The following is a 22,172-nucleotide window of genomic DNA, read 5'->3' as shown; positions in this document are numbered from 1 at the left end:
GTGCCCTTCGCGCAAACGCCTTACCCCTGCCGTGGTGGCACCGCCGGCGGCGTGCTGCCGGTCGGCGGCACTGAGCCGGGTCGGCGTGCGGCAGCAGCCGCGGAGGCCGCGCTCTCGCCGAACGTCGCCTTGGCGATCTCGCCGATGCCGGCGAGCGAGCCCAGCATGCTCACGGCTTCCACCGGCAGCATGATGACCTTCTGGTTCGGCGAGTCGGCCAACTGTCCGAACGCCTTGATATATTTGTCGGCGATGAAATAGTTCAACGCGGCGACGTCGCCCTTGGAAATGGCTTCGCTCACCATCTGGGTGGCCTTGGCCTCGGCCTCGGCGGACCGCTCGCGGGCCTCGGCGTCGCGGAACGCTGCTTCCTTGCGGCCTTCGGCCTGGAGGATCTGGCCCTGCTTGGCGCCCTCGGCGCGCAGGATCTCCGACTGACGCTGGCCTTCGGCGGCGAGAATGTCGGCGCGTTTGACGCGCTCGGCCTTCATCTGCCGGCCCATGGCTTCGACGAGGTCGGCGGGCGGCACGATGTCCTTGATCTCGATGCGGTTGACCTTCAGGCCCCAGGGCGAGACGGCGGCATCGACCACGCGCAAGAGGCGCTCGTTGATCTCGTCGCGATGCGACAGCACCTGATCGAGATCCATCGCCCCCATCACCGAGCGGATATTGGTCATGGTCAGGACGGTGATGGCCTGGGTCAGGTTGGAGACCTCATAGCTCGCCTTGGCGGCGTCGAACACCTGATAGAAGGCGACGCCGTCGACAGTCACGGTGGCGTTGTCCTTGGTGATGACCTCCTGCTCGGGAATGTCGATCACTTGCTCCATCATGTTGATCTTGCGCCCGACGCGGTCGAAATAGGGCACGATCAGGTTGAGCCCGGGGCTCAAGGTCTGGGTGTATTTGCCGAAACGCTCGATGGTCCAGTCATAGCCCTGCGGCACCGTCTTCACGCCGGCCACCAGCGTGACGATGACGAGCAAAACCAGAACAATCGCGAAAATGTCGAAACCGCTCATATGTCCTCCAAGGCAGGGAAAAGACCCTTTCCCGCGCCGTCATTGGTCGGGATCGCAACCCTACCGGTTCAGAGGTCGCAAGTAACGTCGGTATGGCTGCGATTCTGCACAAGACGCGTGGAGAGGGAATGCCTGCGATTTGTATTTGCGGAAGGCTCTTGAAAGCGCGCTGGCTCAGACCTAGCGGCAAATATTAACATGCCGTCCGCCGCAAGCCGCGTCATTCGATGACAGCGTCCGCGATTGCGAGCAGGCCCGCTGGAAGCGAGATGCCGAGCGCCTTGGCAGTCTTCAGGTTGATCGTCAGCTCGAAGGTGGTGGGATTCTGGACCGGCAGATCGGCCGGCTGCGCGCCCCTCAGGATGCGATCGATATAGGAGGCCGCGCGGCGAAGCTGCTCGGCGCTGTCGGTGCTGTAGGACATCAGCCCGCCCTCCTCGACGAAGGTGCGACTCCAGAACACCGCGGGCAGGCGAGCCTCGCCGATCACCGCCAGCAACTGTGTGCGATTGGCCATCGTGAAGAAATCCGGCAGGACCAGGAGGCCGCCATCCTTGAGCATGGCCAGGGCCGCGATCGAGGCGGCGTCATTCACCGGCGCCGGCTCGATCGTCACGTGCAGCGTCTTTGCTGCCTCCTCGACCGTGCGCAGCATCAGGGGCGCGAACGGTGCGGTTGCGGGATTGTAGACGACGAAGACGCGGCGGACGGGCGGCGTGACCTGGGTCAGCATCTCTAGCCATTTGCCGGCGAGCGGGCCGTCGTAATCGGTGAAGCCAGTGACGTTGCCACCGGGATGCGCGAGGTTTTTGACGAAACCCTGGCTGACGGGATCGGTGACGACGGCGAACACGATCGGGATCGTCGTGGTGCGCTGGCGCAGCTCCTCCACCGAGGGGGTGCCGACCGCAAGCAGGATGTCAGGCTTGAGCGCGACCAGTTCGTCCGCAAGGTGCGCGATCCGCGCCCGGTCGCCGCCGCCGCTCCGCCAATCGATCTTGAGATTATCGCGCTCCTTCCAGCCCAGGCCGGCGAGCGCCTCGACCAGGATGGTGCCACGCGCCTGCCCGATCGCATCCTCGGCGGCGGTGACCGAGAGCACGCCGAGCCGCCGGATCGCATGCGGTTGCTCGGCCCGCGCCGAGACCGGAAGCGCCGCGATCATCCCAAGAAGCGCCAGACAGTGACGGCGATCCATGGGGCGAACCATCAGATCCAGCCCTGAAGCTCGCGCAGCACCAGGGTCTGGATCACGTCCATGCCCGGCTCGCTGTCGTTGAGGCAGGGGATCGCGGAAAATGCCTCGCCGCCATTGTGCTTGAAGATCTCGGCATTCTCCTGCGCGATCTCTTCCAGCGTCTCCAGGCAGTCGGCCGAGAAACCCGGCGTCACCACCGCGATCCGACGCACGCCTTCCTTCGCCAGCCGCTCCATGGTCTTGTCCGTATACGGCTGGAGCCACTCGTCATTGCCGAAGCGGGACTGGAAGGTCAGCAGCAGCCTGGTCTCGTCCATGCCGAGCCGGCGGCGCAGCGCCTCGGTCGTGGCGACGCAGTGGCTCTGGTACGGATCGCCCTTGTCGACATAGGATTTCGGCATGCCGTGGAAGGACGCCACGATCAACTCCGGCTTGAACGAGAGCGTCGCCAGATGCGCCTCGATCGAGGTCGCGAGCGCCTCGATATAGGCCGCGTCCACGTAATAAGGCGGCGTCACCCGCAGCGTCGGCTGATTGCGCAGGCGGGCCAGCACGCGGAACACCTCGTCGCAGACGGTTGCGGAGGTCGAGGCGGAGTATTGCGGATAGAGGGGAACGGCGAGGATGCGCTCGCAGCCTTTCGCGATCAGCGCGTCAATGCCCGCCCTGATCGAGGGATTGCCGTAGCGCATCGCCCAGTCCACGACGACGTGGCTGCGGTCCGACAGCGCGGCCCCGAGCTTGTCGGCCTGCGAGCGGGTGATGGTCTTCAGCGGCGACTCGTTCTTCTCGGTGTTCCAGATCTTCTGGTAGTCCAGCGCCTTGGTGCGGGGACGGCTGCGCAAGATGATCCCGTTCAGCACGGCCTTCCAGATCAGCCCCTGGTCCTCGATGACGCGGGCGTCACTGAGGAACTCCTTCAGATACACCCGCACGCCCGGCGCATCGGCCGTATCGGGAGTGCCGAGATTGACCAGGAGCACGCCGACGCGCGGCAGGGCGGCCCGAGTGGCCAGTTTCGCAGTCTCGACGGGGCTGACGCTGTTCATGGCTGGTTGGGTCGCGCGTTGGTCCAAACTTGTCAAGATGAGGGCGGTTTCGCTAGGGTCGCACCCAGGCCGGGGAAAGACGATGACACTCGCGGAATGGTGCGTCTTCGGAGCGCTGCTGCTCTATCTGTCAACGATCGCCGCGATCAAATGGATCAGGTTTCGCACGTTCGACAATTCCCGGCCGCGCGACCCCGCCTTCTTCGAGGACGCCCTCGCGCAGCGCGCGCTCGGCGCGCACCAGAACGGCATCGAGACGTTTCCGTTCTTCGCCTTCGCGGTGCTGCTCGCCGAGTACCGGGATTCGCCGCAGCGGCTGATCGACGAGCTCGCCGCCCTGTTCCTGATCGTGCGGATCGCCTATGTGCTGACCTATCTCGGCAATCGTCCGACGCTGCGCTCGATCCTCTGGAGCGTCGGCTTTGCGATCAATCTCGGAATCTTCTTCATGCCGGCCTTGAAGCAGTTCCTGCCGGTCTGAGCGGCATCATGCCGCCAGGTGCCGCTCGCGCGTCGCAATCAGTGACCGCATCGATGCCGGGATCGTGACCGGGCGATGAGTCTTCTGGTCCGTGTAGACCCACACGATCTCGCCGGTCACCAGCGCCTCGGCGCCGCCCTTCATGTAGATGGCGAGCTCGAAGACGAGGCTCGAATTGCCGATCCGGGCCACGCGCGCCCCGACGTCGAGCTCCCAGTCGAACCGGACCGGCGCCTTGTACTCGATGAGGGATTTGACGACGTGGAAATCGATGCCGCTCGCCTGCGCATCCGCATATTGGTCGAAGCCCAGCGCGCGGAAATATTCGGTGATGGTGGTGTCGAAATAGGTCAGGTAATGCGCGTTGAAGACCACGCCCTGGCCGTCGATCTCGGAATAGCGCACCCGGAACGGATGGAAGAACCAGAAATTTTCACGCGACATGGAATCCCTCAAACCCAAATATTTCCGCTCGTCATTGCGAGGAGCCCTTGCGACGAAGCAATCCAGACTGCCGCTGCAGAGACAATCTGGATTGCTTCGCTACGCTCGCAATGACAAAACAAGATGCACGACCGTCATACCTCGCTGAGCGCCGCGAACTGCGGAGACTACTCAAAAACACGTCGTCCGTTCGGCGGCGATGTAGCCGAACAGCAGGCCGACGCCGAACAGCAAGACCAGGCCGGCGGCGCCGAACTCGATGCCGCGCATGAACAACGCACCGCCGCCGTCGCGTCCGGCGCTGAGGCGTGCGGCGATGCCCTTGGCGGAGACGGCGACGACCGCGATGGCCGCGACCGTGATCGCGGTGCCCAACCCCATCAGGAGGGTCGCGGCGATGCCGGCCCAGAACAGGCCCTGCGCCAGCGCGAACACCAGCACCAGGATCGCGCCCGAGCAGGGGCGGATGCCGACGGTCAGGATCGCAGAGAAGCCGCGCCGCCAGCCGCCGGGGCCGGCGAGCTCGCTGGGAGTGGGACCGTGGGAGTGGCCGCAATGCTCGTCATGGACATGCTCGTGCCCGTGGTGATGGTGGGCGTGGCTGTGGCCATGGTGGTGTTCATGGCCGTGATCGTGGTGATGATGATCATGCGCATCAGGATGATGGTGATGATCGTGATCATGAGCGTGCGGCACGCCCGCAATGGCTGGCACCGGCTGGGCGGCCTGGAGCGCGCGGATGAAGGCGCCGCCCTTGACCCAGACCAGGCGCAGGCCGAACAGCGCGATCAGGCCATAGCTCGCGATTTCGATCACGCCTTCGGCCTTGCACATGGTCTTGGCCGTCGCGTTCAGCACCCAGGCCGAGATGCCGACGATCAGGATCGCCACCAGCGACTGCATCAGCGCCGAGGCAAAGGAAAGCGCGATGCCGCGCCGCGCGGTCTCGCGGTTGGCGACCAGATAGGACGCGATCACCGCCTTGCCATGGCCGGGCCCGGCGGCGTGGAAGACGCCATAGGCAAACGAGATGAAGAGCAGCGTCCACACCGCCGAGCCGTCGGACTTGGCGGCCCGGATCGTCGCCGACATCTGGCGATAGAATTCCGACTGCTTGGCCAGGAGCCAGCCGACAATTCCGCCCGCCTCGGACTGGGCCGGCTGCGAGGCGCGCGGCGCACCGAACGGGTTCTGCGCGAGGAGATCATGAAGCGCGGCATCGGCCACGCCCACGACCAGCAGCACGGCGGCGCAGGTGAGCAGCCCGCGCGCCAGCGGAGAGAGTTGCGGCTTCAAGGGCAATCCACCGTGATCTTGTTGGCGAACATCATGCCGAAATTCGAGTTCTCACCGTTCAGGAAGGTCTGCTCGTTCAGCTTCTGGGCGCTCGCGGTGCCGTCGTTGGGCCGTTCCAGCTTCATCTGGCAGCTCGCGGGCGCGCCGACCAGCTTGACCGGATTCTCCTTGGCCATCTGGAAGTCGATGAAGAAGGAGCGGTCGAACACCTCGAGCACCAGCTGCTTGGACTTGACCGGGGCCTTCAGCGGCAGCGTGAAGTGCAGGGTCAGCACCGTATCCTTGTAGTCGAGGAAGTAGTCGACCGGCTCCTGAAATCGTTCCTTCTTGCCGTCGGCTCGCGCGAAGGTGAAGTAGGCATATTCCTTCAGCGACTCGACGTTGGTCTGCGCCAGCGGCCCAAGCTCCTCGCGCGTATAAGTCCCCTTGGTCTTGCTCTCGAGCCCCTGCACCGCATAGGCCGAGAACATGTCGTCGAACGTCCAGGCGTGGCGGACACCGGTGATGGTGCCGTCGGGGGCGTAGAGCAACTCGCTGGTCGCGGTGATCCAGACATGCGGATGCGCGCTCGCCGCACCGGCAGCGAGCGACAGGCCGGCGGCGAGCAACAGGCCGAGAATCGCGCGCATGCCCATCAGGCGGCCTTTGCCGTGTCTAGCAGGCCGCGGCGGCGCAACAGCGCGTCCGGTTCGGGCGGGCGGCCCCGGAATGCCTCGTAGGCGGCCTCCGGATCGACCGATCCGCCGGACGAGTAGATGTCGTCGTGCAGGCGCTTGGCCACGGCAGGATCGAAGATGTCGCCAGCCTCCTCGAACGCGCCGAAGGCGTCGGCGTCCATCACCTCGGACCACATGTAGCTGTAATAGCCGGCGGCATAATGGTCGCCGGTGAAGATGTGGCCGAACTGCGTCGGACGATGACGCAGCGCGATCTCCTCGGGCATGCCGATCTTCTCCAGCTCGCGTCGCTCGAAAGCGCGCACGTCCTCCGCGGCCGATGCCGGCTGGGTGTGGAATTCGAGATCGACCAGCGCCGAGGAGACGAACTCGACCGTGGCAAAGCCCTGGTTGAACTTCCGCGCTGCGAGGAAGCGCTGCAGGAGATCGTCCGGCAGCGGCTCAACAGTCTGGTAGTGGCGGGCGAACTTTTGCAGCACCTCGGGCCGCTCCTGCCAATGCTCGTAGAGCTGAGACGGCAGCTCGACGAAGTCGGTGAACACGGCCGTGCCCGACAGCGAGGGATAGGTCACGTTGGAGAGCATGCCGTGCAGGCCGTGGCCGAACTCGTGGAATAGGGTGCGGGCGTCGTCGGGCGACAGCAGCGAAGGCCCGCCGTCGGCGCCCTTGGTGAAATTGCAGATGTTGAGAATCAACGGCGCAACGTCGCCGTCGAGCTTCTGCTGGTCACGCAGCGAGGTCATCCAGGCGCCGGAGCGCTTCGACGGCCGGGCAAAGTAATCGCCGTAGAACAGCGCCTTGTGCTTGCCGTCCCTGCCCTTCATCTCCCAGACCCGAACGTCCGGGTGCCAGACCGGAACGTCCTTGCGCTCCTCGAAGGTGACGCCGAACAGGCGCGTGGCGCAGTCGAAGGCGGCGGCGATCATGTTGTCGAGCGCAAGGTAAGGCTTGATCGCTGCGTCGTCGAAATTGGCGCGCTGCAGGCGCAGCTTTTCGGCATAGAAGCGCCAGTCCCACGCAGCGAGCTTGAAATTGCCGCCCTCCTCCGTGATCAGCGCCTGCATGTCGTCGCGGTCGGCGAGCGCGCGGGCCCGCGCCGGCTTCCAGACCCGCTCCAACAGGCTCCGCACCGCTTCCGGCGTCTTGGCCATGGAGTCTTCGAGCCGGTAGGCGGCGAAGGTCGGGTAGCCCAAGAGCTTGGCGCTTTCCTCGCGCAGCTTCAGCACCTGGACGATGGTGGCGTTGTTGTCGTTGGCGTTGCCGTTGTCGCCGCGCGCGATGAAGGCCTTGTAGACCTTCTCGCGCAGGTCGCGCCGGGCCGAGCTCTTCAGGAACGGCTCGACCGAGGAGCGCGACAGCGTGACGATGGCCTTGCCTGCCATGCCGCGCTCTTCTGCCGCAGCCTTGGCGCCGGCAATCAAGCTCTCCGGCAGGCCCTGGCGGTCGGCCTCGCCGAGCTCCAGGAACCAGTCCTGCTCGTCGCCGAGCAGATGATGGCTGAAGCCGGTGCCGAGCTGGGCGAGCCTCTCGTTGATCTCCGCCATCCGCGTCTTGGCCTCGTCGGAGAGGCCGGCACCGGAACGGTGGAAGCGGGTGTAGGTGCGCTCCAGGAGGCGCAGCTGCTCGGGCGTGAGACCGAGCGAGGCGCGGTTCTCGTGCAAATGGGCGATGCGGCCAAACAGCACGGCGTTCATCATGATCGGATTCCAGTGCCGCGCCATCCGCAAGGAGACCTCCTTGTCGATCTCCAGGATGGCGGGGTTGGAATGCGCCGAGACGAGGTCGTAGAAGACCGCCGCGACCTTGCTGAGCAGCTTGCCCGAGCGCTCCAGCGCCGTGATGGTGTTGGCGAAGTCGGGCGCGGCCGGATCGTTGGTGATCGCCGCGATCTCGGCGGAGTGATCGGCGAAGGCCTGCTCGAAGGCCGGTAGGAAGTGCTCCGGCTTGATCTCGTCGAAGGGCGGGGCCGCGAACGGCGTCACCCAGGCCTTCAGCAGCGGGTTGGTCTCGGAGTCCGTAATTTGGCGGGGTTCTGACATCGCAAGTCCCGGTTTTTGAGCTGATTTGTTGCGGCCAGCTATAGCACGCGATGGGGCTTTTTTGGGCCGGTTTGCCCTTGCTCCCGGCCGCCTTTTCGAGGAGATTGCGGCCCTCGAAGCCTGCCTCGAAGCCTTGCCTCAAAGCCTGGGACCCCTGAGCTCATGAACGCGCCTTCTTCCCCGTCCCGCCAGATCGCCTGGCCGAGCGTCATCACCGTCATCAGCGCCGCCATCCTGATCGGTGCTGAGGTGTTCGGTGCAGCGTTTGCGGGCGGCTGGGCGCTGGCGATCCTGTTCGGGCTCGGCGACCAGGGCGCGCACATCCTCCAGGCCGTGCTGTTCGCACTCGGCGTGCTCGTGATGACCGCGTTCATTCGCGCAGCTCAGCGCATCGAGCCGTTCACCAAGCGCGGCTGACGCGCGACACGCGCTGCGCGGAGAAACTTAACGCGCGTTCATCTTCCGCGTCGCTCGCGCAACACTGCGCAAGCAGATGTTAGGCAATTCTGTTCTCAGCCTAAAAAAATTCTTGCGAAGCAGAGTCAAAACGCTTATGTGCGGACTTGCCCAATTTCGCACGTGCCTGTGGTCGTGTGTCAGTCGGTAGGTATCCGGACAAGAGGCCGGACAGCCGCCAAGGGGTGAAGAAGCCGAGGGGCTCTTCGGAAGTGCGGAAGTCGCGAGACCGACTGGTCGAGCGAAAGAAGCAAACCCGAAGCGTCCAGCATCTCTCTCAAGAGATGCCTTGTCGAAGGTGACTTCGCTCTTTGCAACCGTGACTGGCAGCCGGAGGCGAACCGGCGCACCCCGCTCTCAACGGGGGACGCGACTTAAAGCAACGACGGATCGGGCTTTTTTGGTCTCTACCGGCAGTCCAACGCCGGCGCGGGCTACTGAAAAGGCTTGTCCTTCATTGCCAGGTGTGCGGGCGGGAAACTCTCCCAACCAATCCACGGCAGCACAGTCTGGTTTGAGTCTTTTGGCTTCAGCGCGCCTCCATCGCGCGATGTGGCCGGAGCGCTCTTATCCGACGTCACGTTGATGCGGACCCCGTCGCTGGGGCCGTTGGAGAGTGCCATGACCGAACGTATCCAGGAATTCCTGCGCAACCGCCGCAAGGATGGCCTCGACACCGAGCCGTGCCTCGTCGTCGACCTCGAGGTCGTGCGCGACAATTACCAGAGCTTCGCCAAGGCGCTGCCCGACAGCCGCGTGTTCTATGCCGTGAAGGCGAACCCGGCGCCGGAAGTGCTGGCCCTGCTCGCCTCCATGGGATCCTGCTTCGACACCGCGACGGTCGCCGAGATCGAGATGGCGCTGGCCGCGGGTGCGACGCCCGACCGCATCTCCTTCGGCAACACGATCAAGAAGGAGCGCGACATCGCGCGCGCCTTCGCGCTCGGCATTCGGCTGTTCGCGGTCGACTGCGCCGCCGAGGTCGAGAAAGTCGCCCGTGCCGCGCCCGGCGCGAAGGTGTTCTGCCGGATCCTCTATGACTGCGCCGGCGCCGAATGGCCGCTGTCACGCAAGTTCGGCTGCGACCCGGAGATGGCGGTGGAGGTGCTCGACCTCGCGAAGCGCCTCGGCCTGGAGCCGTGCGGCATCTCGTTCCACGTCGGCTCGCAGCAGCGCAAGGTGAAGGCGTGGGACCGCGCGCTGGCGATGGCCTCGCAGGTGTTCCGCGACTGCGCCGAACGCGGCATCAACCTGTCCATGGTCAACATGGGCGGCGGCTTCCCGACCAAGTACCTGAAGGACGTGCCGCCGGTCGTCACCTATGGCCGCTCGATCTTTCGCGCGCTGCGCAAGCACTTCGGCAACCAGATTCCGGAGACCATCATCGAGCCGGGCCGCGGCATGGTGGGTAACGCCGGCATCATCGAATCCGAGGTCGTGCTCATCTCGAAGAAGAGCGACGAGGACGAGGTGCGCTGGGTGTACCTGGACATCGGCAAGTTCGGCGGTCTCGCCGAGACGATGGACGAGTCGATCCGCTACGCCATCCGCACCCGCCACGACGGCGCGGACATGACGCCGTGCGTGCTCGCAGGCCCGACCTGCGACAGCGCCGACGTGCTGTACGAGAAGAACCCGTACCCGCTTCCCGTCACGCTCGAGATCGGCGACAAGGTGCTGATCGAAGGCACCGGGGCCTATACGTCGACCTACTCGTCGGTGGCGTTCAACGGCATTCCGCCGCTGCGGACCTACCACATCTGATCCGCCTCTTGGTCTGAGGCCTGACGAACCCGGGAGCCGGCTAGCCGGCTCCTCCCTCACCATCTCGATTTCTGACGACGTCTTGGACAGGCGTGCCGCTGGCACGTCCGTTCAAGCGGGGACTGACGCGCCATGACTGCTCCTCGGAAGCCGCACATTGCCCTCACCTCGAAAGCCGCTCCGTTCGTGATCCGTGCGGAACGTGCTGCCGACGTCGCGATGCGTGAAGCGCTGCTCGATGCCTGCTTTGGCGAGAACCGCCACGGCCGCACCTGCCAACGCCTGCGCGACGGACGCGCGCCCGCCGCAGGCCTTGCCCTGTCGGCCATGCGCGAGGGCAAGCTCGTGGGAACCGTGCGGCTGTGGCATGTCAGCGCCGGAGGCAGGCCCGCTCTGGTCCTCGGACCGCTGGCGGTGGACCCTGCCTGCCGCGAGCTCGGGATCGGCGCCGCGCTGATGCATCAAGCGCTGGCCGCCGCCCGGGCGCGCGGGCATGAAGCCGTGATCCTGCTCGGCGATGCCCCCTACTACGCCCGCTTCGGCTTCTCCGGCGAGAAGACCGGCGCGCTGTCGCTGCCCGGCCCGTTCGAGCGCGACCGCCTGCTGGCGATCGAGTTCGCGGCAGGTGCGCTCGACGGTGCCGAAGGCATGATCGTCCCGACCGGCGCGGCCCTGCCCAAACGGAGGGCGGTTCGCGCCCTCCACGCGCACGCGGCCTGAGCGATCGTCATGATGGCGAGGACCAAGCCGCGTTCCGCGGCAGCGCCCGGCCGCGCCCGCGCGAAGTGTTCCTTTGGGGTTGCGCAGGCGCCGGAAACGCCGTTTAACGCCGCGAAACACCCCTTCAGTCGAGGCCCACGACCATGTCCCGTCGCCTGATCTCCACCGGCTCTCCCCTCGAGAAGACCGTCGGCTACAGCCGCGCCGTGATCGACGGCGATTTCGCCTTCGTCGCGGGAACCACGGGCTATGACTACACCACGATGGCGATGCCGGCCGATGTCACGAGCCAGTCACGCAACTGCTTCAAGACCATCGCAGCCGCCCTGAAGGAGGGCGGATTCGAGATGGCCGACATCGTCCGTGCGACCTACTACGTCACCGACGCCAGCTACATCGACGCCCACTTCGCCGTCTGCGGCGAGGTTCTCGGTGACATCAGGCCGGCTGCGACGTTGCTGGTCGTCTCCGCTCTCGCCAAGCCCGAGATGAAGGTCGAGATCGAAATCACCGCCAAGCGCCGCAGCCTCTAAAAGGTGCCGCAGCATCTGAGAAGCGCCGCAGCGCCTGATCCACCCACCCTTTGCCTGCCAGCACGTTCCGGAGAAACCATCCCATGAGCCCTCCCTCGCAGATCTACGCGAAGATCACTGGTCCCATCGTCATGGTCGGCTTCGGCTCCATCGGCAAAGGCACGCTGCCGCTGATCGAGCGGCATCTCGATTACGACAAGTCGCGCGTCACCGTGATCGATCCCAAGGACGAGGGCCGCAAGGCGCACTGCGAGAAGCACAATGTGCGCTTCATCCAGAAGGCCGTGACCCGGGACAATTACCGCGAATTGCTGACCCCGCTGCTGACCGAAGGCGGCGGCCAGGGCTTTTGCGTCAATCTCTCGGTCGATACCGGCTCCACCGACATCATGGAGCTCTGCAACGAGCTCGGCGCTCTTTATATCGATACCGTCAACGAGCCCTGGCTCGGCTTCTATTTCGACGCCTCGAAAGGCCCGGAAGCGCGCTCCAATTACGCGCTGCGCGAAGTGACGCTGGCCGCCAAGCGGGCGCGGCCTAAGGGCTCGACGACGGCCGTCTCCTGCTGCGGCGCCAATCCCGGCATGGTCTCCTTTTTCGTCAAGCAGGCGCTGCTCAACGTCGCCGCCGACCTGAAGCTCAATGCCCCCAAGCCGAAGACCAAGGCCGAATGGGCGGATCTGATGCGGCAGGCCGGCGTCAAGGGCATCCACATCGCCGAGCGCGACACCCAGCGCTCGAAGAAGCCGAAAGAGCCCGACGTCTTCGTCAACACCTGGTCGGTGGAAGGCTTCCTGTCGGAGGGCGTGCAGCCGTCCGAGCTCGGCTGGGGCACGCATGAGAAATGGATGCCCGAGAACGCGCGGACCCACGAAACCGGCTGCGGCGCCGCCATCTATCTGATGCAGCCCGGCGCCAACACCCGCGTGCGCACCTGGTGCCCGACCCGCGGGGCGCAATACGGCTTCTTGGTCACCCACAACGAGTCGATCTCGATCGCCGATTACTTCACGGTGCGCGACGCATCGGGCACGGCGATCTACCGGCCGACCTGCCACTACGCCTATCACCCGGCTGACGATGCCGTGCTGTCGCTGCATGAGATGTTCGGCCGTGCTGCGAAGATGCAGGAGAAGCATCACATCCTCGACGAGAACGAGATCGTCGACGGCATCGACGAGCTCGGCGTGCTGCTGTTCGGCCATGACAACAACGCCTATTGGTACGGCTCGCAGCTCTCTATCGAAGAGACCCGCGAGCTCGCGCCCTATCAGAACGCCACCGGCCTGCAGGTGACCTCCGCCGTGCTTGGCGGCATGGTGTGGGCCCTGGAAAACCCGAACGAAGGCATCGTCGAAGCCGACGAGATGGATTTCGATCGCCTGCTGGAAATCCAGCTGCCCTATCTCGGCCCGGTCAAAGGCTTCTACACCGACTGGACGCCGCTGACCGATCGTCCAGGACTGTTCCCGGAAGACATCGACACCAGCGATCCCTGGCAGTTCCGGAATATTCTCGTGCGGTGACAATCCAGCCGTCATGCCCGGGCTTGTCCCGGGCATCCACGAACTTTCTTTCGGCGGCTCCAAGAACGTGGATGGCCGGGACAAGCCCGGCCATGACGCTCCAACCAAGAGCCGCCTACTTCTCCTTGATCGGCGGCCCGACCTTCTCCGCCGGGGCGGGCGGCAGCGCTGGCTTGGCCGCGCCCGCCGCGCCCTGGGTCTGCGGATCCGGCCGCGCGGGCTCGGGGGCCGGCGTGGTCGGGCGATCGCCGCCGGGCTTGGATTCCGCAGGCTTGTTCTGATCGTCGGACGGCGTGCCCTGCAGCGGCGGCGTTGCCTGCGCCAGCTGTAGCCGGCTTTCGGCACGGATCTGGGCGAGCGACAATACCGACACCACGACGCCAGCTGCGAACAGCGAAGCGGCGATTGTCAGGTCGAAGTTCAGTCTACGCTTGGTCTCTTGGCCGGGCATGTCGATCACCGCCTTTGTCCGGGGGATCAACGAAACTAGGGCGCGCCGGTTCCGGCATCGCACAGGCGGGAACCCGGCCTCTGCGCGCCAAAAGGCCGCGCTCACTCCGTTGTGCTGACTTCCCAGGTGGCATGCCGCACGCCCGGCAGGTGCTGCAAATCGGTCGCCACCACGTTCAGCTCGTTCGGATCAACGGCGCTCGCGACGAGCTTCGCAACGATCTCCAGCATGTCCTCGCCGATCTCGACGAGCTCGATATCGGCGACCGGATAGTTCGCAGCCTCGAGCTTCTCGACGAGGCGATCGCGCATGTCGGGCAAGGCGTCGGCGGCCACCGCGAGCTTGAAATAGTAGGTGGCCTCCAGCGCCTTCTCGTTCAGGGGGATGCGGTTGATGGCATTGACCAGCGGGCGCAGCATGGTGTTGCCGGCAATGACGAAGACGGTGAGCGCAGCCGCCTGCGCGACCATGTCGGCCCCGGCGCAGGAGCCGACCGCGGCCGAGGCCCACAGCGTTGCCGCGGTGTTGAGGCCACGGACGTCCATGCCCTGCTTCATGATGACGCCGGCGCCGAGAAAGCCGATGCCGGAGACAACATAGGAGATCACCCGCACCGCCCCCTCGGCGCCGTCCAGATGCATCGCAAGATCGACGAAGGCGGCCGCTCCGACCGCGACCAGCACGTTCGTCCGCAAGCCCGCGGTGCGCTGGCGGTACTGCCGCTCGGCGCCGATCAGCGTGCCCAGCACGAAGGCCGTGATCAGGCTGACCAGGGTGTCGCCAAAATCTGCAAGCTGGAAGGTCGTGAGAAATCGCATGGTCCCCTATACGGCGGGAACCATGACAGATTAAAGCTCCAGCAGGCCGCCGTCCCCACTTTCATCCGCAAAGGCCAGCAATGTGCCCTTCGCATTCCAGGCGAGTGCGGCCACCGGCGGGGTGCCGTTGCGGCGGACCAGAATCTCGGCACCGTCTTCCAATCGCACCATCAGCACCGTGCCGTCGCTGTAACCTGCGGCCAGGATGTCGTTCTTCGGGTGGCAGGCAACCACGGAGACGCGCGCCTGAAGCGGGGCAAGCATCGCGGGCTCCTTGCCCATCGGGCCGTCCTTGCTGGCGAAGGGCCAGACGATGACGGTGTCGGCGCCCGAGGTCGCGAGCCCCCTGCCGCCTGCGCTCCAGGACATCGAGCGGACGCGGCCGGGATAGCCGGTCATGCGCATGTGCCTGTTGTCGGCGAGCCGCCAGCCGTGCAGCGCCGCCTCGTGCATCGTGGTGACCAGGAATTTGTTGTCCGGGCTGAAGGTGACACCGAGATGTGAGCCGGCCCAGGGCAGGAATTCGGCCGAGCCCTCCATGTTGGGAAACCACAGCGTCGCGCCGTTGTAATGCGCGATCGCGAGCCGCAGGCCCTTTGGCGCGAATGCGAGCCCGCCGACGGTCGAGGGCACCTCGAGCGATTTCTCCTCGCCCTTGCCGCTCTTGACGGTCGCGGTCTTGCCGGCCGACCAGGCGAAGGCGCCGTCCGCATGCAGCGCTACCGCGTCGATCCAGCGCCGCTTCGGGTCGGTCGCGAGCAACGTCACCTCGCCCTTGGCATCGAGCGAGATGACCTTGCCGTCGTCGCCGCCCATGACGATCCGCTTCCCGTCGGAGGCGGTCGAGAGAATGCCGCCGCTGTGCACGGCCACCTTGGTGGTCTCTCCCTGGCTATCGACGAGTGCGACGTTCTCCTCGCCGCCGACGAAGACGGCGCGGGGGCCGAGGAAGTGCACGGACGTCACGGCCATGCCGAGCGCGACCTGTTTGACGCGGTCCGTGACGGAGACGATCGAGGCGGAATCGGGAGACGGCGTGAACTCTTTCATCACGAAACGATGCAGCTCTCGAAACCCTTGCGGATCGCCTCTTCGGGCAATTCGCGGCCGATGAAGACGAGGCGGCTCTCGCGCGGCTCACCCTCCTTCCACTTCCGCTGGTGGTTGCCCTCCAGCATCATGTGGACGCCCTGGAAGACGTAGCGGTCGTCATCGTCGTGGAAAGCGAGAATGCCCTTGGAGCGCAGGATCTTGCCGCCCTCGACCTGCACCAGATTCTGGAGCCAGGGCATGAACACGTTGGGATCGAGCGGCTTGTCGGTCTTCAGGGACAACGACTGCATGTCCTCGTCGTGATAGTGCTTCAGGCCATGACCGTGATGATGGTGGTCGTGGTCGTGGCCATGATGGTGATGATCATGGTCGTGGTCATGATCGTCGGCCTCCAGGAAATCCGGCTCGATGTCGAGGATGCGGTCGAGGTCGAACGCGCCGCGATCGAGCACGTCGGCCAGCGCCACCGAGCAGCGCTCGGTGCGGTGCAGCTTCGCATAGGGGTTGATGCCGCGGATGCGGGCCTCGACCTCGGCGAGCTCGCCCTTGTTGACGAGGTCGGTCTTGTTCAGGACGATGACGTCGGCAAAGGCGATCTGGTTCTTGGCCTCGGGCGCGTCCTTGAGCCGGTCCGACAGCCATTTGGCGTCCGCCACGGTCACAACGGCATCGAGCCGCGCGTTCTTCTGCACGTCCTCGTCGACGAAGAAGGTCTGCGCCACCGGCGCCGGATCGGCAAGGCCGGTGGTCTCGACGATGATGGCGTCGAACTTGCCCTTGCGCTTCATCAGGCCGTCCATGATGCGGACGAGGTCGCCGCGCACGGTGCAGCAGATGCAGCCATTGTTCATCTCGAACACCTCCTCATCGGCGCCGATGATGAGGTCGTTGTCGATGCCGATCTCGCCGAATTCGTTGACGATGACGGCGTATTTCTTGCCGTGGTTCTCCGACAGGATGCGGTTCAGGAGCGTGGTCTTGCCGGCACCGAGATAGCCGGTCAGCACGGTCACGGGAATTTTGGAGGCGGTCGCTTCAGACATGAGAACTCCGACGTCAGGCTGGTTCGCGCGACGCGAGGCGGGGTGGCCCCTGCCCTAGTGGTCAAGCGCGCTGGTCAGGGCCTTTATATTGTGCCTGACCATGTCAATGTAAGTGGGTGCAGGCCCCTTTTCGCCGGTCAAACCGTCCGAAATCAGGGTCCCGCCGACCTTGGCGCCGGTCTCGGCCGCGATCCGCCGGATCAGCCGGTCGTCACTGATATTCTCCAGGAACACGGCCGGGATGTTCTGCGCCTTGATCTGGCCGATGATGGCGGCGATGTCGCGCGCGCTGGGCTCGGTTTCCGTGGACACGCCCAGGGGGGCGATGAACCGGATACCGTATTCGGCGGAAAAATAGCCGAAGGCGTCGTGGGTGGAGATCACCTTGCGCCGCTCGGGCGGGATTTTCGCCACGGTCTCGCGGACCTCGCGGTCGAGCGTGTCGAGCTTTTCCAGATAGGCCTTGGCCTGGGCGCGGAAAACATCCGCATCATCCGGAGCGGCCGCGGCGAGCGCATTGGCGATGTCGGTGACGTAGATCTTGGCGCTGGGGATGGACTGCCAGGCGTGGGGATCGGCGGCCGCGCCTAATTTCAGCGGCGTGATGCCGGCGCTGACAGTCACGACTTTCGCCTTGCTACCCGCGGACTGCACGAGGCGCGGCAGCCAGCCTTCGAGGCCGAGCCCGTTGACGATGACGAGCTTGGCAGCCGCGACGCGCTTCGCATCGGCAGGGGCCGGCGTGTAGACGTGGACGTCGCTGTCGGCGCCGACCAGCGTGGTCAGATTGACCCTGTCACCACCGACATTGCGGACGAAGTCGGCCAGTATCGAGAAACTCGCGACGACGTTGAGCCGCTCGGCGGCGTGCAACGGCGGGGCAATCAGCAACAATACGCAAAGCAGGATCATGCGCATCGTCACGCTTCCAGATGCCGGCCGGGAAACAATTGCCGGACGATACCGCCGACGCGGCCGAACAGGACGGAGGCCATGTAGATCACCGTCGCGACGAGAATGATCGCGGGGCCCGAGGGCACTCGGGTCTGGAACGAGAGCACGAGACCCGCATAGCCCGAGATCGCGGCGGCGACGACCGCGATGCAGATCATGGCGGTGAGATCGCGCGACCAGAACCGGGCGATACCCGCCGGCAAGATCATCAGGCCGACCGCAAGCAGTGTGCCGAGCGCCTGAAACCCGTTGACGAGGTTGATCACGACGAGCGCGAGGAAGGCAAGATGCGCTGGCCCGCCGGCGCGGCTCACTGTGCGCAAGAACAGCGGATCGACGCTCTCGATCACCAACGGGCGGTAGATCACTGCAAGCACCAGCAGCGTCACCGTGGCGTTGAAGGCAACGACCAGCAGCGTCTGGTCGTCCATCGCGAGGATGTTGCCGAACAGCACATGCAGCAAATCGATATTGGTGCCCTTGATCGAGACGATGGTGACGCCCAGCGCCAGCGAGGCCAGGTAGAAGGTCGCCAGCGAAGCGTCCTCCTTCAGTCCGGTCGAGCGCGCGACCACGCCGGCGAGGATCGCGACCGCAAAGCCGGCGATCAGGCCGCCGGCCGTCATCGCAAACAAATTGAGCCCGGAGAGCAGGAAGCCGACCGCGGCGCCCGGCAGGATCGCGTGCGCCATGGCGTCACCGACGAGGCTCATCCGCCGCAGCATCAGGAACACGCCGATCGGCGCGCCCGCCAGCGCGAGCGCGATCACGGCAGCGAGCGCCCGCCGCATGAACTCGAACTCGGTGAAGGGACCGATCAGCGCGTCATAGATCATTTGAGGTCACGCCGCCTGCGAACGCCCGTCGTCGGCCGCGCAAGCCGCCGCGCTGTCGTCGAAGGCCTCGCACATCCGCATCGCCACCAGCAGGTTCTCCGGCGTCAGCACCTCGTCGGTCGGCCCCCACGCCACGGGGCCGCGCGCCAGCACCAGCGTCTCGCTGAAATGGGTGCGCACCATCTCCATGTCGTGCAGCGCGGCCAGCACGGTGCGGCCCTCGGCGTGCCAATTTTTCACCAGCGCGAGCAGATCGGCCGTGGTCTTGCTGTCGATAGCGTTGAAGGGCTCGTCGAGCACGATCAGGCTGGCATCCTGAAGCAGCACCCGCGCGAACAGCACGCGCTGCATCTGGCCGCCGGACAGCGTGCCGATCGGGCGGTTCTCGAAGCCGTTGAGGCCAACGGCAGCGATCGCGCGCAGGATCTTTTCGCGCGCCGCCTTGCCGATGCCGCCGAACAGGCCGGTGCCGCGCCACAGCCCGGTGCCGACGAAGTCGAACACCGAGATCGGGAAGCTGCGGTCGATCTCCGCGCTTTGCGGCAGATAGGCGATATCCCTGCTGTCGAGCCCGCCAAGATGAATGCTGCCGTCGAGCGGCTTGAGGATGCCGACGATGCCGCGCAGCAGCGTCGACTTGCCGGCGCCGTTCGGGCCGATCACGGCGACCAGCGCACCGGATGCGACCTCGCCGTTGAGGTGATGCACGGCCGGATGCCGGTCATAGCCGAGCGTGACGTTCTGGAAGTGCAGCGCCGCCATGGTCACCTCATCGCCAGCAAGACCATGGCCCAGAGCGTAGCGCAAACGGCGAGCGCGGCCGCAAGGCGCCCCGCCATGGTCATGCGCAGGATCGACCAGGGCGCCGCCTGGGCCGGATGCGGCGAGGCCGCATCATGGACATGGGCATGGGTGTGGTCGTGCCCGTGCGCATGGCCATGGGAATGGCCATGAGCGTGGTCGTGATGATGGGCCTGGGAGGCGGCGGGAACCATTTGGAGACGTTATATTATAACATTGCGCCTGTCCACGCCGGGCTCAGGGTTTACCGATCAGCATGGCGATGGCGGCCGCCACGAACGGAAATGGCACCGACACGGCGCAGCGGAACCAGACGAACCGGGCCGGCATGAACGGGATCTCCCACAAGATGACGCGCTGGAAGGCGAACAGAGCCCAAGCGACGACATAGGCAACCACCTGGGGCACTCCGCCGCCCGACTTCAGCGCCACCGTGCCGATGGAGAAGCCGATGACGGGGCCGCCGGGTGTGGCGGCGCCGGCGACGACGGCGGAAGCGACTCCGAGCCAGCCGCTGTCCGGGCCGAGCCAGCCGGTGATCACCTCCTGCGGGATGATGGCGGCGATGTAGCCGGAGCCGATCACCCCAAGCGCGATCCGCGGCACGATGTTGACGAAGTCCATCGCCCCTTCGCGCAGCGAGGCCACGAACACGGTAGAGCCGCGCCGGAAGGCGATCAGGCCGACGGCGAACACCGAGCCCCACAACAGGATGTCGATCAGAAGCGCAGCGCTCAAGTCTCGTCGTCCTTGCTGGCGGGCTTCGGATACATCCTGACATAGACGAAGCGGCCGAGCGCGCCGGCGAGCACCGGCAGCGGCAGCGAGATCAGGATACGCCACAGCGTGAAATCGGTGCCCATGATCGGGATTTCCCAGGCCACCGCCCGGCCATAGCCGATCAGCGTCCAGCTCACGACCATGGCGATGGTGGCGCCGAAATCGGCGCCGACTGCGAGCAGCGCACTCGCCACCGGATAGGCCGTGAAGGGACCGCCCGGCAGGATCGCGCCGAAGGCGGTACCGATCAGCAGCCCCTTCAGGCCCGATTTCGGCCCGAGCGAGCGCGAGACCTTCTCGTGCGGCAGGATCTCCGAGATGAGGGCGCCGAGCAGGCAACCGGCCAGCACGCGCGGCAGGATGCCTGAGAACAGCCAGAGGTCGTGGGTGAGAATGTCGAGGACACCGTCGGTGCCGTCACGCCGCCAGACCAGGCCGGCGCTCACCGCCACCAGGACTGCGATGATGATGGTCGACCAGCCGATCGGCTTGCGCACGCGCCCCGGCCGCGGCTCGGCGTCCTCGGCAGGCGCCGGGTCTTTCGGGGAAGGTTCTGACAACGGGCTCGGATCGGATCGAGGGGATACCTGTCCTGATTAAGGGCCGCGTTCCCCCGATGCAAACGGTACGATCACAGAGCCGCGCGCGCATCGTGCAGGGCAATTCCGCACAGCAAAAAGGCGGCCGCTGATGCGACCGCCTTGTCTGTCATTCCAGGGCGATGCGCAGCATCGAACCCGGAAACTCGAGATTCCGGGTTCGCCCTTCGGGCGCCCCGGAATGACGGAGTAAAGCCTTACGCCTTCTCGAACAGGGACTCGACGTATTCCCAGTTCACGAGGTTCTCGACGAACGCCTTGAGATAGTCCGGGCGGCGGTTGCGATAGTCGATGTAGTAGGAGTGCTCCCAGACGTCGCAGCCGAGGATCGGGGTGGCGCCGTGCACCAAGGGATTCTCGCCGTTCGGAGTCTTGGAGATCTCGAGCTTGCCGTTCTTGACCTGGAGCCAGCACCAGCCGGAGCCGAACTGGCCGACGCCGGCCGCCTGGAAGTCGGTCTTGAACTTGTCGAAGCCGCCGAGGTCCTCGTTGATCTTCTTCTCGAGCTTGCCCGGCAGCTTGGTGCCGCCGCCATTGGGCTTCATCCAGCTCCAGAAGTGGATGTGATTGTAGTGCTGGCCGGCATTGTTGAAAACCGCGGGGTTCTTGCCGAAAGAGCCCTTGACGATCTCTTCAAGGGACTTGCCTTCCCATTCGGTCCCCTTGAGCGCGTTGTTGCCGTTGGTGACGTAGGCCTGATGATGCTTGTCGTGGTGATATTCCAGCGTCTCCTTCGACATATACTGGCCGAGGGCGTCATAGGCGTAAGGGAGTGGGGGCAGCGTAAAGGTCATGGGTTCTTGTCCGCAACTGGTGGGGAACGAGTTCTAACGGTCACCCCTTATAGAAGGTTCCGCGTCCGTTAAATACCGCCAATTTGCGAAAACGCGTGATGCGACCGCTTGGCACGATTGCAAAAAATCGGCGCAGGCCGCGGACGATCGCCCGGGCCGGCTGGACGTCGCAAAATATCATTGCCTTTGAAGCGGTTATGACAGAACGAATGCACCGCGAACCGAAGATGCGAGAGACGGAGCAATGAGCATCGAAATCGACATCCTGAACGGCGACGCCTCGTGGCCGATTGCAAAACCGCTGCTCAACGCCGTCTGGAGCCAGGACGTCGCGGAGAAGCCGGCCTGGGCTCACGTCAAATGGGCCAATGCCGATCTGCGCGTGCTGATCGAGACGCCCGAGGACGGCCTCGTCTGCCATGTCGGCATCTACTTCCGCACCGTCACCTGGAATGGGCAAAAGGTCCATATCGGCGGCATCGGCGGGGTCTGCACGCGCGAGGACCGGCGCGGCCGCGGCTATGCAACCCTGGCACTCGACGCGGCGGTTCATACCATTCGCGCCAACGAGGCTGTCCGCTTCGCGCTGCTGTTCTGCGAACCACACAACTTTTCGTTCTACGAGACCCGGAGCTGGCTGCCGTTCAAGGGCGAGGTCTATTGCGAGCAACCGGAGGGGCGCATCCGCTTCACCCACATGGCGGCCTACGTCTTCAACATCGTCCGCGCGCCGACGCTGGGCACCATCGACCTATGCGGCCTGCCGTGGTGAGCCCTGCGTGAGCGAGGGCTGCGCCGGCCGCCTTCCGCCCTATAATATGTCGATCATCATCTA

Annotated in this window: 26 protein-coding genes; 7 read left to right on the top strand and 19 right to left on the bottom strand. The window is 65.3% G+C overall.

From position 1 onward, the window contains the following. Window positions 1-20 precede the first annotated feature (20 nt). The 3 genes from LPJ38_RS09750 to hemH all read right to left on the bottom strand — a co-directional run bounded on the left by LPJ38_RS09750 (window position 21) and on the right by hemH (window position 3,272). Complete coding sequence (locus LPJ38_RS09750) at window positions 21-1,025, bottom strand: SPFH domain-containing protein (protein WP_145637517.1); 1,005 nt, start codon at window positions 1,023-1,025, stop codon at window positions 21-23. A gap of 220 nt (window positions 1,026-1,245) precedes the next feature. Continuing rightward, on the bottom strand, window positions 1,246-2,223 hold the full coding sequence (locus tag LPJ38_RS09745; protein ID WP_145637514.1) for an ABC transporter substrate binding protein: 978 nt from the start codon (window positions 2,221-2,223) through the stop codon (window positions 1,246-1,248). 11 nt (window positions 2,224-2,234) lie between these two features. Beyond that, the gene (gene hemH / locus LPJ38_RS09740) at window positions 2,235-3,272 is read right to left on the bottom strand and encodes a ferrochelatase (protein WP_145637510.1); all 1,038 of its coding nucleotides are present in this window, start codon (window positions 3,270-3,272) and stop codon (window positions 2,235-2,237) included. Window positions 3,273-3,354: 82 nt separating this feature from the next. On the opposite strand from hemH, the gene LPJ38_RS09735 reads away from it, so the two are divergent. Further along, the gene (locus LPJ38_RS09735; protein WP_145637503.1) at window positions 3,355-3,753 is read left to right on the top strand and encodes an MAPEG family protein; all 399 of its coding nucleotides are present in this window, start codon (window positions 3,355-3,357) and stop codon (window positions 3,751-3,753) included. 6 nt (window positions 3,754-3,759) lie between these two features. Here the strand turns inward: LPJ38_RS09735 and LPJ38_RS09730 are convergent, their stop codons facing one another. The 4 genes from LPJ38_RS09730 to LPJ38_RS09715 all read right to left on the bottom strand — a co-directional run bounded on the left by LPJ38_RS09730 (window position 3,760) and on the right by LPJ38_RS09715 (window position 8,209). Then, the gene (locus LPJ38_RS09730; RefSeq protein WP_145637496.1) at window positions 3,760-4,197 is read right to left on the bottom strand and encodes an acyl-CoA thioesterase; all 438 of its coding nucleotides are present in this window, start codon (window positions 4,195-4,197) and stop codon (window positions 3,760-3,762) included. A gap of 171 nt (window positions 4,198-4,368) precedes the next feature. Continuing rightward, window positions 4,369-5,493 carry a nickel/cobalt transporter gene (locus LPJ38_RS09725; RefSeq protein ID WP_208750566.1) on the bottom strand — a complete coding sequence of 375 codons (1,125 nt, stop codon included), beginning with the start codon at window positions 5,491-5,493 and terminating at the stop codon, window positions 4,369-4,371. Beyond that, window positions 5,490-6,128, bottom strand: coding sequence for a DUF1007 family protein (locus LPJ38_RS09720; protein WP_145637479.1), 639 nt, complete (start codon window positions 6,126-6,128; stop codon window positions 5,490-5,492). The genes LPJ38_RS09725 and LPJ38_RS09720 overlap by 4 nt, the downstream gene beginning before the upstream one ends. Then, window positions 6,128-8,209, bottom strand: coding sequence for a M3 family metallopeptidase (locus tag LPJ38_RS09715; RefSeq protein WP_145637464.1), 2,082 nt, complete (start codon window positions 8,207-8,209; stop codon window positions 6,128-6,130). Before LPJ38_RS09715 ends, LPJ38_RS09720 begins: the two co-directional genes overlap by 1 nt. A gap of 162 nt (window positions 8,210-8,371) precedes the next feature. On the opposite strand from LPJ38_RS09715, the gene LPJ38_RS09710 reads away from it, so the two are divergent. Continuing rightward, the gene (locus tag LPJ38_RS09710; RefSeq protein ID WP_145637448.1) at window positions 8,372-8,626 is read left to right on the top strand and encodes a hypothetical protein; all 255 of its coding nucleotides are present in this window, start codon (window positions 8,372-8,374) and stop codon (window positions 8,624-8,626) included. A 473-nt stretch (window positions 8,627-9,099) separates the two neighbouring features. Here the strand turns inward: LPJ38_RS09710 and LPJ38_RS09705 are convergent, their stop codons facing one another. Continuing rightward, on the bottom strand, window positions 9,100-9,288 hold the full coding sequence (locus LPJ38_RS09705; protein WP_167520556.1) for a hypothetical protein: 189 nt from the start codon (window positions 9,286-9,288) through the stop codon (window positions 9,100-9,102). On the opposite strand from LPJ38_RS09705, the gene LPJ38_RS09700 reads away from it, so the two are divergent. The 4 genes from LPJ38_RS09700 (at window position 9,287) to LPJ38_RS09685 (ending at window position 13,208) form a co-directional block, all read left to right on the top strand. Next, window positions 9,287-10,429, top strand: a complete 1,143-nt coding sequence (locus LPJ38_RS09700) for a type III PLP-dependent enzyme (protein WP_124163264.1) — start codon at window positions 9,287-9,289, stop codon at window positions 10,427-10,429. The genes LPJ38_RS09705 and LPJ38_RS09700 overlap by 2 nt on opposite strands. A gap of 132 nt (window positions 10,430-10,561) precedes the next feature. After that, window positions 10,562-11,149, top strand: a complete 588-nt coding sequence (locus tag LPJ38_RS09695; protein WP_145637445.1) for a GNAT family N-acetyltransferase — start codon at window positions 10,562-10,564, stop codon at window positions 11,147-11,149. A gap of 143 nt (window positions 11,150-11,292) precedes the next feature. Further along, window positions 11,293-11,682 (top strand): RidA family protein, encoded by a 390-nt coding sequence (locus LPJ38_RS09690; RefSeq protein WP_145637442.1) that lies wholly within the window; start codon window positions 11,293-11,295, stop codon window positions 11,680-11,682. A gap of 83 nt (window positions 11,683-11,765) precedes the next feature. Then, window positions 11,766-13,208, top strand: a complete 1,443-nt coding sequence (locus LPJ38_RS09685) for a homospermidine synthase (RefSeq protein ID WP_145637439.1) — start codon at window positions 11,766-11,768, stop codon at window positions 13,206-13,208. 115 nt (window positions 13,209-13,323) lie between these two features. Here the strand turns inward: LPJ38_RS09685 and LPJ38_RS09680 are convergent, their stop codons facing one another. From LPJ38_RS09680 to LPJ38_RS09630, 11 genes are all read right to left on the bottom strand, one after another. After that, window positions 13,324-13,659 (bottom strand): hypothetical protein, encoded by a 336-nt coding sequence (locus LPJ38_RS09680; protein WP_145637436.1) that lies wholly within the window; start codon window positions 13,657-13,659, stop codon window positions 13,324-13,326. Between the two features lie 101 nt (window positions 13,660-13,760). Further along, the gene (locus LPJ38_RS09675) at window positions 13,761-14,477 is read right to left on the bottom strand and encodes an MgtC/SapB family protein (RefSeq protein WP_145637430.1); all 717 of its coding nucleotides are present in this window, start codon (window positions 14,475-14,477) and stop codon (window positions 13,761-13,763) included. Window positions 14,478-14,507: 30 nt separating this feature from the next. After that, complete coding sequence (locus LPJ38_RS09670) at window positions 14,508-15,527, bottom strand: WD40 repeat domain-containing protein (protein ID WP_167520570.1); 1,020 nt, start codon at window positions 15,525-15,527, stop codon at window positions 14,508-14,510. Further along, a complete protein-coding gene (locus LPJ38_RS09665) occupies window positions 15,527-16,573 on the bottom strand; it encodes a CobW family GTP-binding protein (protein WP_061846483.1) in 1,047 nt (348 codons plus the stop codon). The genes LPJ38_RS09670 and LPJ38_RS09665 overlap by 1 nt, the downstream gene beginning before the upstream one ends. 54 nt (window positions 16,574-16,627) lie before the next feature. Beyond that, window positions 16,628-17,491 (bottom strand): metal ABC transporter solute-binding protein, Zn/Mn family, encoded by an 864-nt coding sequence (locus tag LPJ38_RS09660; protein WP_145637420.1) that lies wholly within the window; start codon window positions 17,489-17,491, stop codon window positions 16,628-16,630. Window positions 17,492-17,493: 2 nt separating this feature from the next. Beyond that, entirely contained in the window at window positions 17,494-18,363 is an 870-nt protein-coding gene (locus tag LPJ38_RS09655) for a metal ABC transporter permease (protein ID WP_145637416.1), read from the bottom strand. Window positions 18,364-18,369: 6 nt separating this feature from the next. Then, window positions 18,370-19,125, bottom strand: a complete 756-nt coding sequence (locus LPJ38_RS09650) for a metal ABC transporter ATP-binding protein (RefSeq protein ID WP_167520555.1) — start codon at window positions 19,123-19,125, stop codon at window positions 18,370-18,372. A 2-nt stretch (window positions 19,126-19,127) separates the two neighbouring features. After that, window positions 19,128-19,358 carry a hypothetical protein gene (locus tag LPJ38_RS09645; protein WP_145637409.1) on the bottom strand — a complete coding sequence of 77 codons (231 nt, stop codon included), beginning with the start codon at window positions 19,356-19,358 and terminating at the stop codon, window positions 19,128-19,130. Between the two features lie 43 nt (window positions 19,359-19,401). Next, window positions 19,402-19,902 (bottom strand): hypothetical protein, encoded by a 501-nt coding sequence (locus tag LPJ38_RS09640; protein WP_145637404.1) that lies wholly within the window; start codon window positions 19,900-19,902, stop codon window positions 19,402-19,404. Then, window positions 19,899-20,504: a permease gene (locus LPJ38_RS09635; protein ID WP_145637402.1), complete on the bottom strand. Its 606-nt coding sequence runs from the start codon at window positions 20,502-20,504 to the stop codon at window positions 19,899-19,901. The genes LPJ38_RS09640 and LPJ38_RS09635 overlap by 4 nt, the downstream gene beginning before the upstream one ends. A 236-nt stretch (window positions 20,505-20,740) precedes the next feature. Next, window positions 20,741-21,337 (bottom strand): superoxide dismutase, encoded by a 597-nt coding sequence (locus tag LPJ38_RS09630; RefSeq protein WP_061846478.1) that lies wholly within the window; start codon window positions 21,335-21,337, stop codon window positions 20,741-20,743. A 244-nt stretch (window positions 21,338-21,581) separates the two neighbouring features. Here LPJ38_RS09630 and LPJ38_RS09625 point away from each other — a divergent pair, with 244 nt between their 5' ends. Continuing rightward, a complete protein-coding gene (locus LPJ38_RS09625; protein ID WP_145637399.1) occupies window positions 21,582-22,109 on the top strand; it encodes a GNAT family N-acetyltransferase in 528 nt (175 codons plus the stop codon). The last annotated feature ends 63 nt before the right edge of the window (window positions 22,110-22,172 follow it).

It is taken from the genome of Bradyrhizobium daqingense, assembly GCF_021044685.1.
Lineage (GTDB): Bacteria > Pseudomonadota > Alphaproteobacteria > Rhizobiales > Xanthobacteraceae > Bradyrhizobium > Bradyrhizobium daqingense.
Note: the sequence above shows the minus strand (reverse complement) of the source record. Positions and strands in the feature narration are given on the sequence as shown.

Coding starts and splice junctions, on each gene's coding strand:
- LPJ38_RS09660 (WP_145637420.1), bottom strand. CDS start 17,491: ATGCGCATGATCCTGCTTTGCGTATTGTTGCTGATTGCCCCGCCGTTG.
- LPJ38_RS09690 (WP_145637442.1), top strand. CDS start 11,293: ATGTCCCGTCGCCTGATCTCCACCGGCTCTCCCCTCGAGAAGACCGTC.
- LPJ38_RS09715 (WP_145637464.1), bottom strand. CDS start 8,209: ATGTCAGAACCCCGCCAAATTACGGACTCCGAGACCAACCCGCTGCTG.
- LPJ38_RS09650 (WP_167520555.1), bottom strand. CDS start 19,125: ATGGCGGCGCTGCACTTCCAGAACGTCACGCTCGGCTATGACCGGCAT.
- LPJ38_RS09735 (WP_145637503.1), top strand. CDS start 3,355: ATGACACTCGCGGAATGGTGCGTCTTCGGAGCGCTGCTGCTCTATCTG.
- LPJ38_RS09695 (WP_145637445.1), top strand. CDS start 10,562: ATGACTGCTCCTCGGAAGCCGCACATTGCCCTCACCTCGAAAGCCGCT.
- LPJ38_RS09705 (WP_167520556.1), bottom strand. CDS start 9,288: ATGGCACTCTCCAACGGCCCCAGCGACGGGGTCCGCATCAACGTGACG.
- LPJ38_RS09685 (WP_145637439.1), top strand. CDS start 11,766: ATGAGCCCTCCCTCGCAGATCTACGCGAAGATCACTGGTCCCATCGTC.
- LPJ38_RS09630 (WP_061846478.1), bottom strand. CDS start 21,337: ATGACCTTTACGCTGCCCCCACTCCCTTACGCCTATGACGCCCTCGGC.
- hemH (WP_145637510.1), bottom strand. CDS start 3,272: ATGAACAGCGTCAGCCCCGTCGAGACTGCGAAACTGGCCACTCGGGCC.
- LPJ38_RS09720 (WP_145637479.1), bottom strand. CDS start 6,128: ATGGGCATGCGCGCGATTCTCGGCCTGTTGCTCGCCGCCGGCCTGTCG.
- LPJ38_RS09645 (WP_145637409.1), bottom strand. CDS start 19,358: ATGGTTCCCGCCGCCTCCCAGGCCCATCATCACGACCACGCTCATGGC.
- LPJ38_RS09665 (WP_061846483.1), bottom strand. CDS start 16,573: ATGTCTGAAGCGACCGCCTCCAAAATTCCCGTGACCGTGCTGACCGGC.
- LPJ38_RS09675 (WP_145637430.1), bottom strand. CDS start 14,477: ATGCGATTTCTCACGACCTTCCAGCTTGCAGATTTTGGCGACACCCTG.
- LPJ38_RS09700 (WP_124163264.1), top strand. CDS start 9,287: ATGACCGAACGTATCCAGGAATTCCTGCGCAACCGCCGCAAGGATGGC.
- LPJ38_RS09680 (WP_145637436.1), bottom strand. CDS start 13,659: ATGCCCGGCCAAGAGACCAAGCGTAGACTGAACTTCGACCTGACAATC.
- LPJ38_RS09625 (WP_145637399.1), top strand. CDS start 21,582: ATGAGCATCGAAATCGACATCCTGAACGGCGACGCCTCGTGGCCGATT.
- LPJ38_RS09670 (WP_167520570.1), bottom strand. CDS start 15,527: ATGAAAGAGTTCACGCCGTCTCCCGATTCCGCCTCGATCGTCTCCGTC.
- LPJ38_RS09750 (WP_145637517.1), bottom strand. CDS start 1,025: ATGAGCGGTTTCGACATTTTCGCGATTGTTCTGGTTTTGCTCGTCATC.
- LPJ38_RS09730 (WP_145637496.1), bottom strand. CDS start 4,197: ATGTCGCGTGAAAATTTCTGGTTCTTCCATCCGTTCCGGGTGCGCTAT.
- LPJ38_RS09710 (WP_145637448.1), top strand. CDS start 8,372: ATGAACGCGCCTTCTTCCCCGTCCCGCCAGATCGCCTGGCCGAGCGTC.
- LPJ38_RS09745 (WP_145637514.1), bottom strand. CDS start 2,223: ATGGATCGCCGTCACTGTCTGGCGCTTCTTGGGATGATCGCGGCGCTT.
- LPJ38_RS09655 (WP_145637416.1), bottom strand. CDS start 18,363: ATGATCTATGACGCGCTGATCGGTCCCTTCACCGAGTTCGAGTTCATG.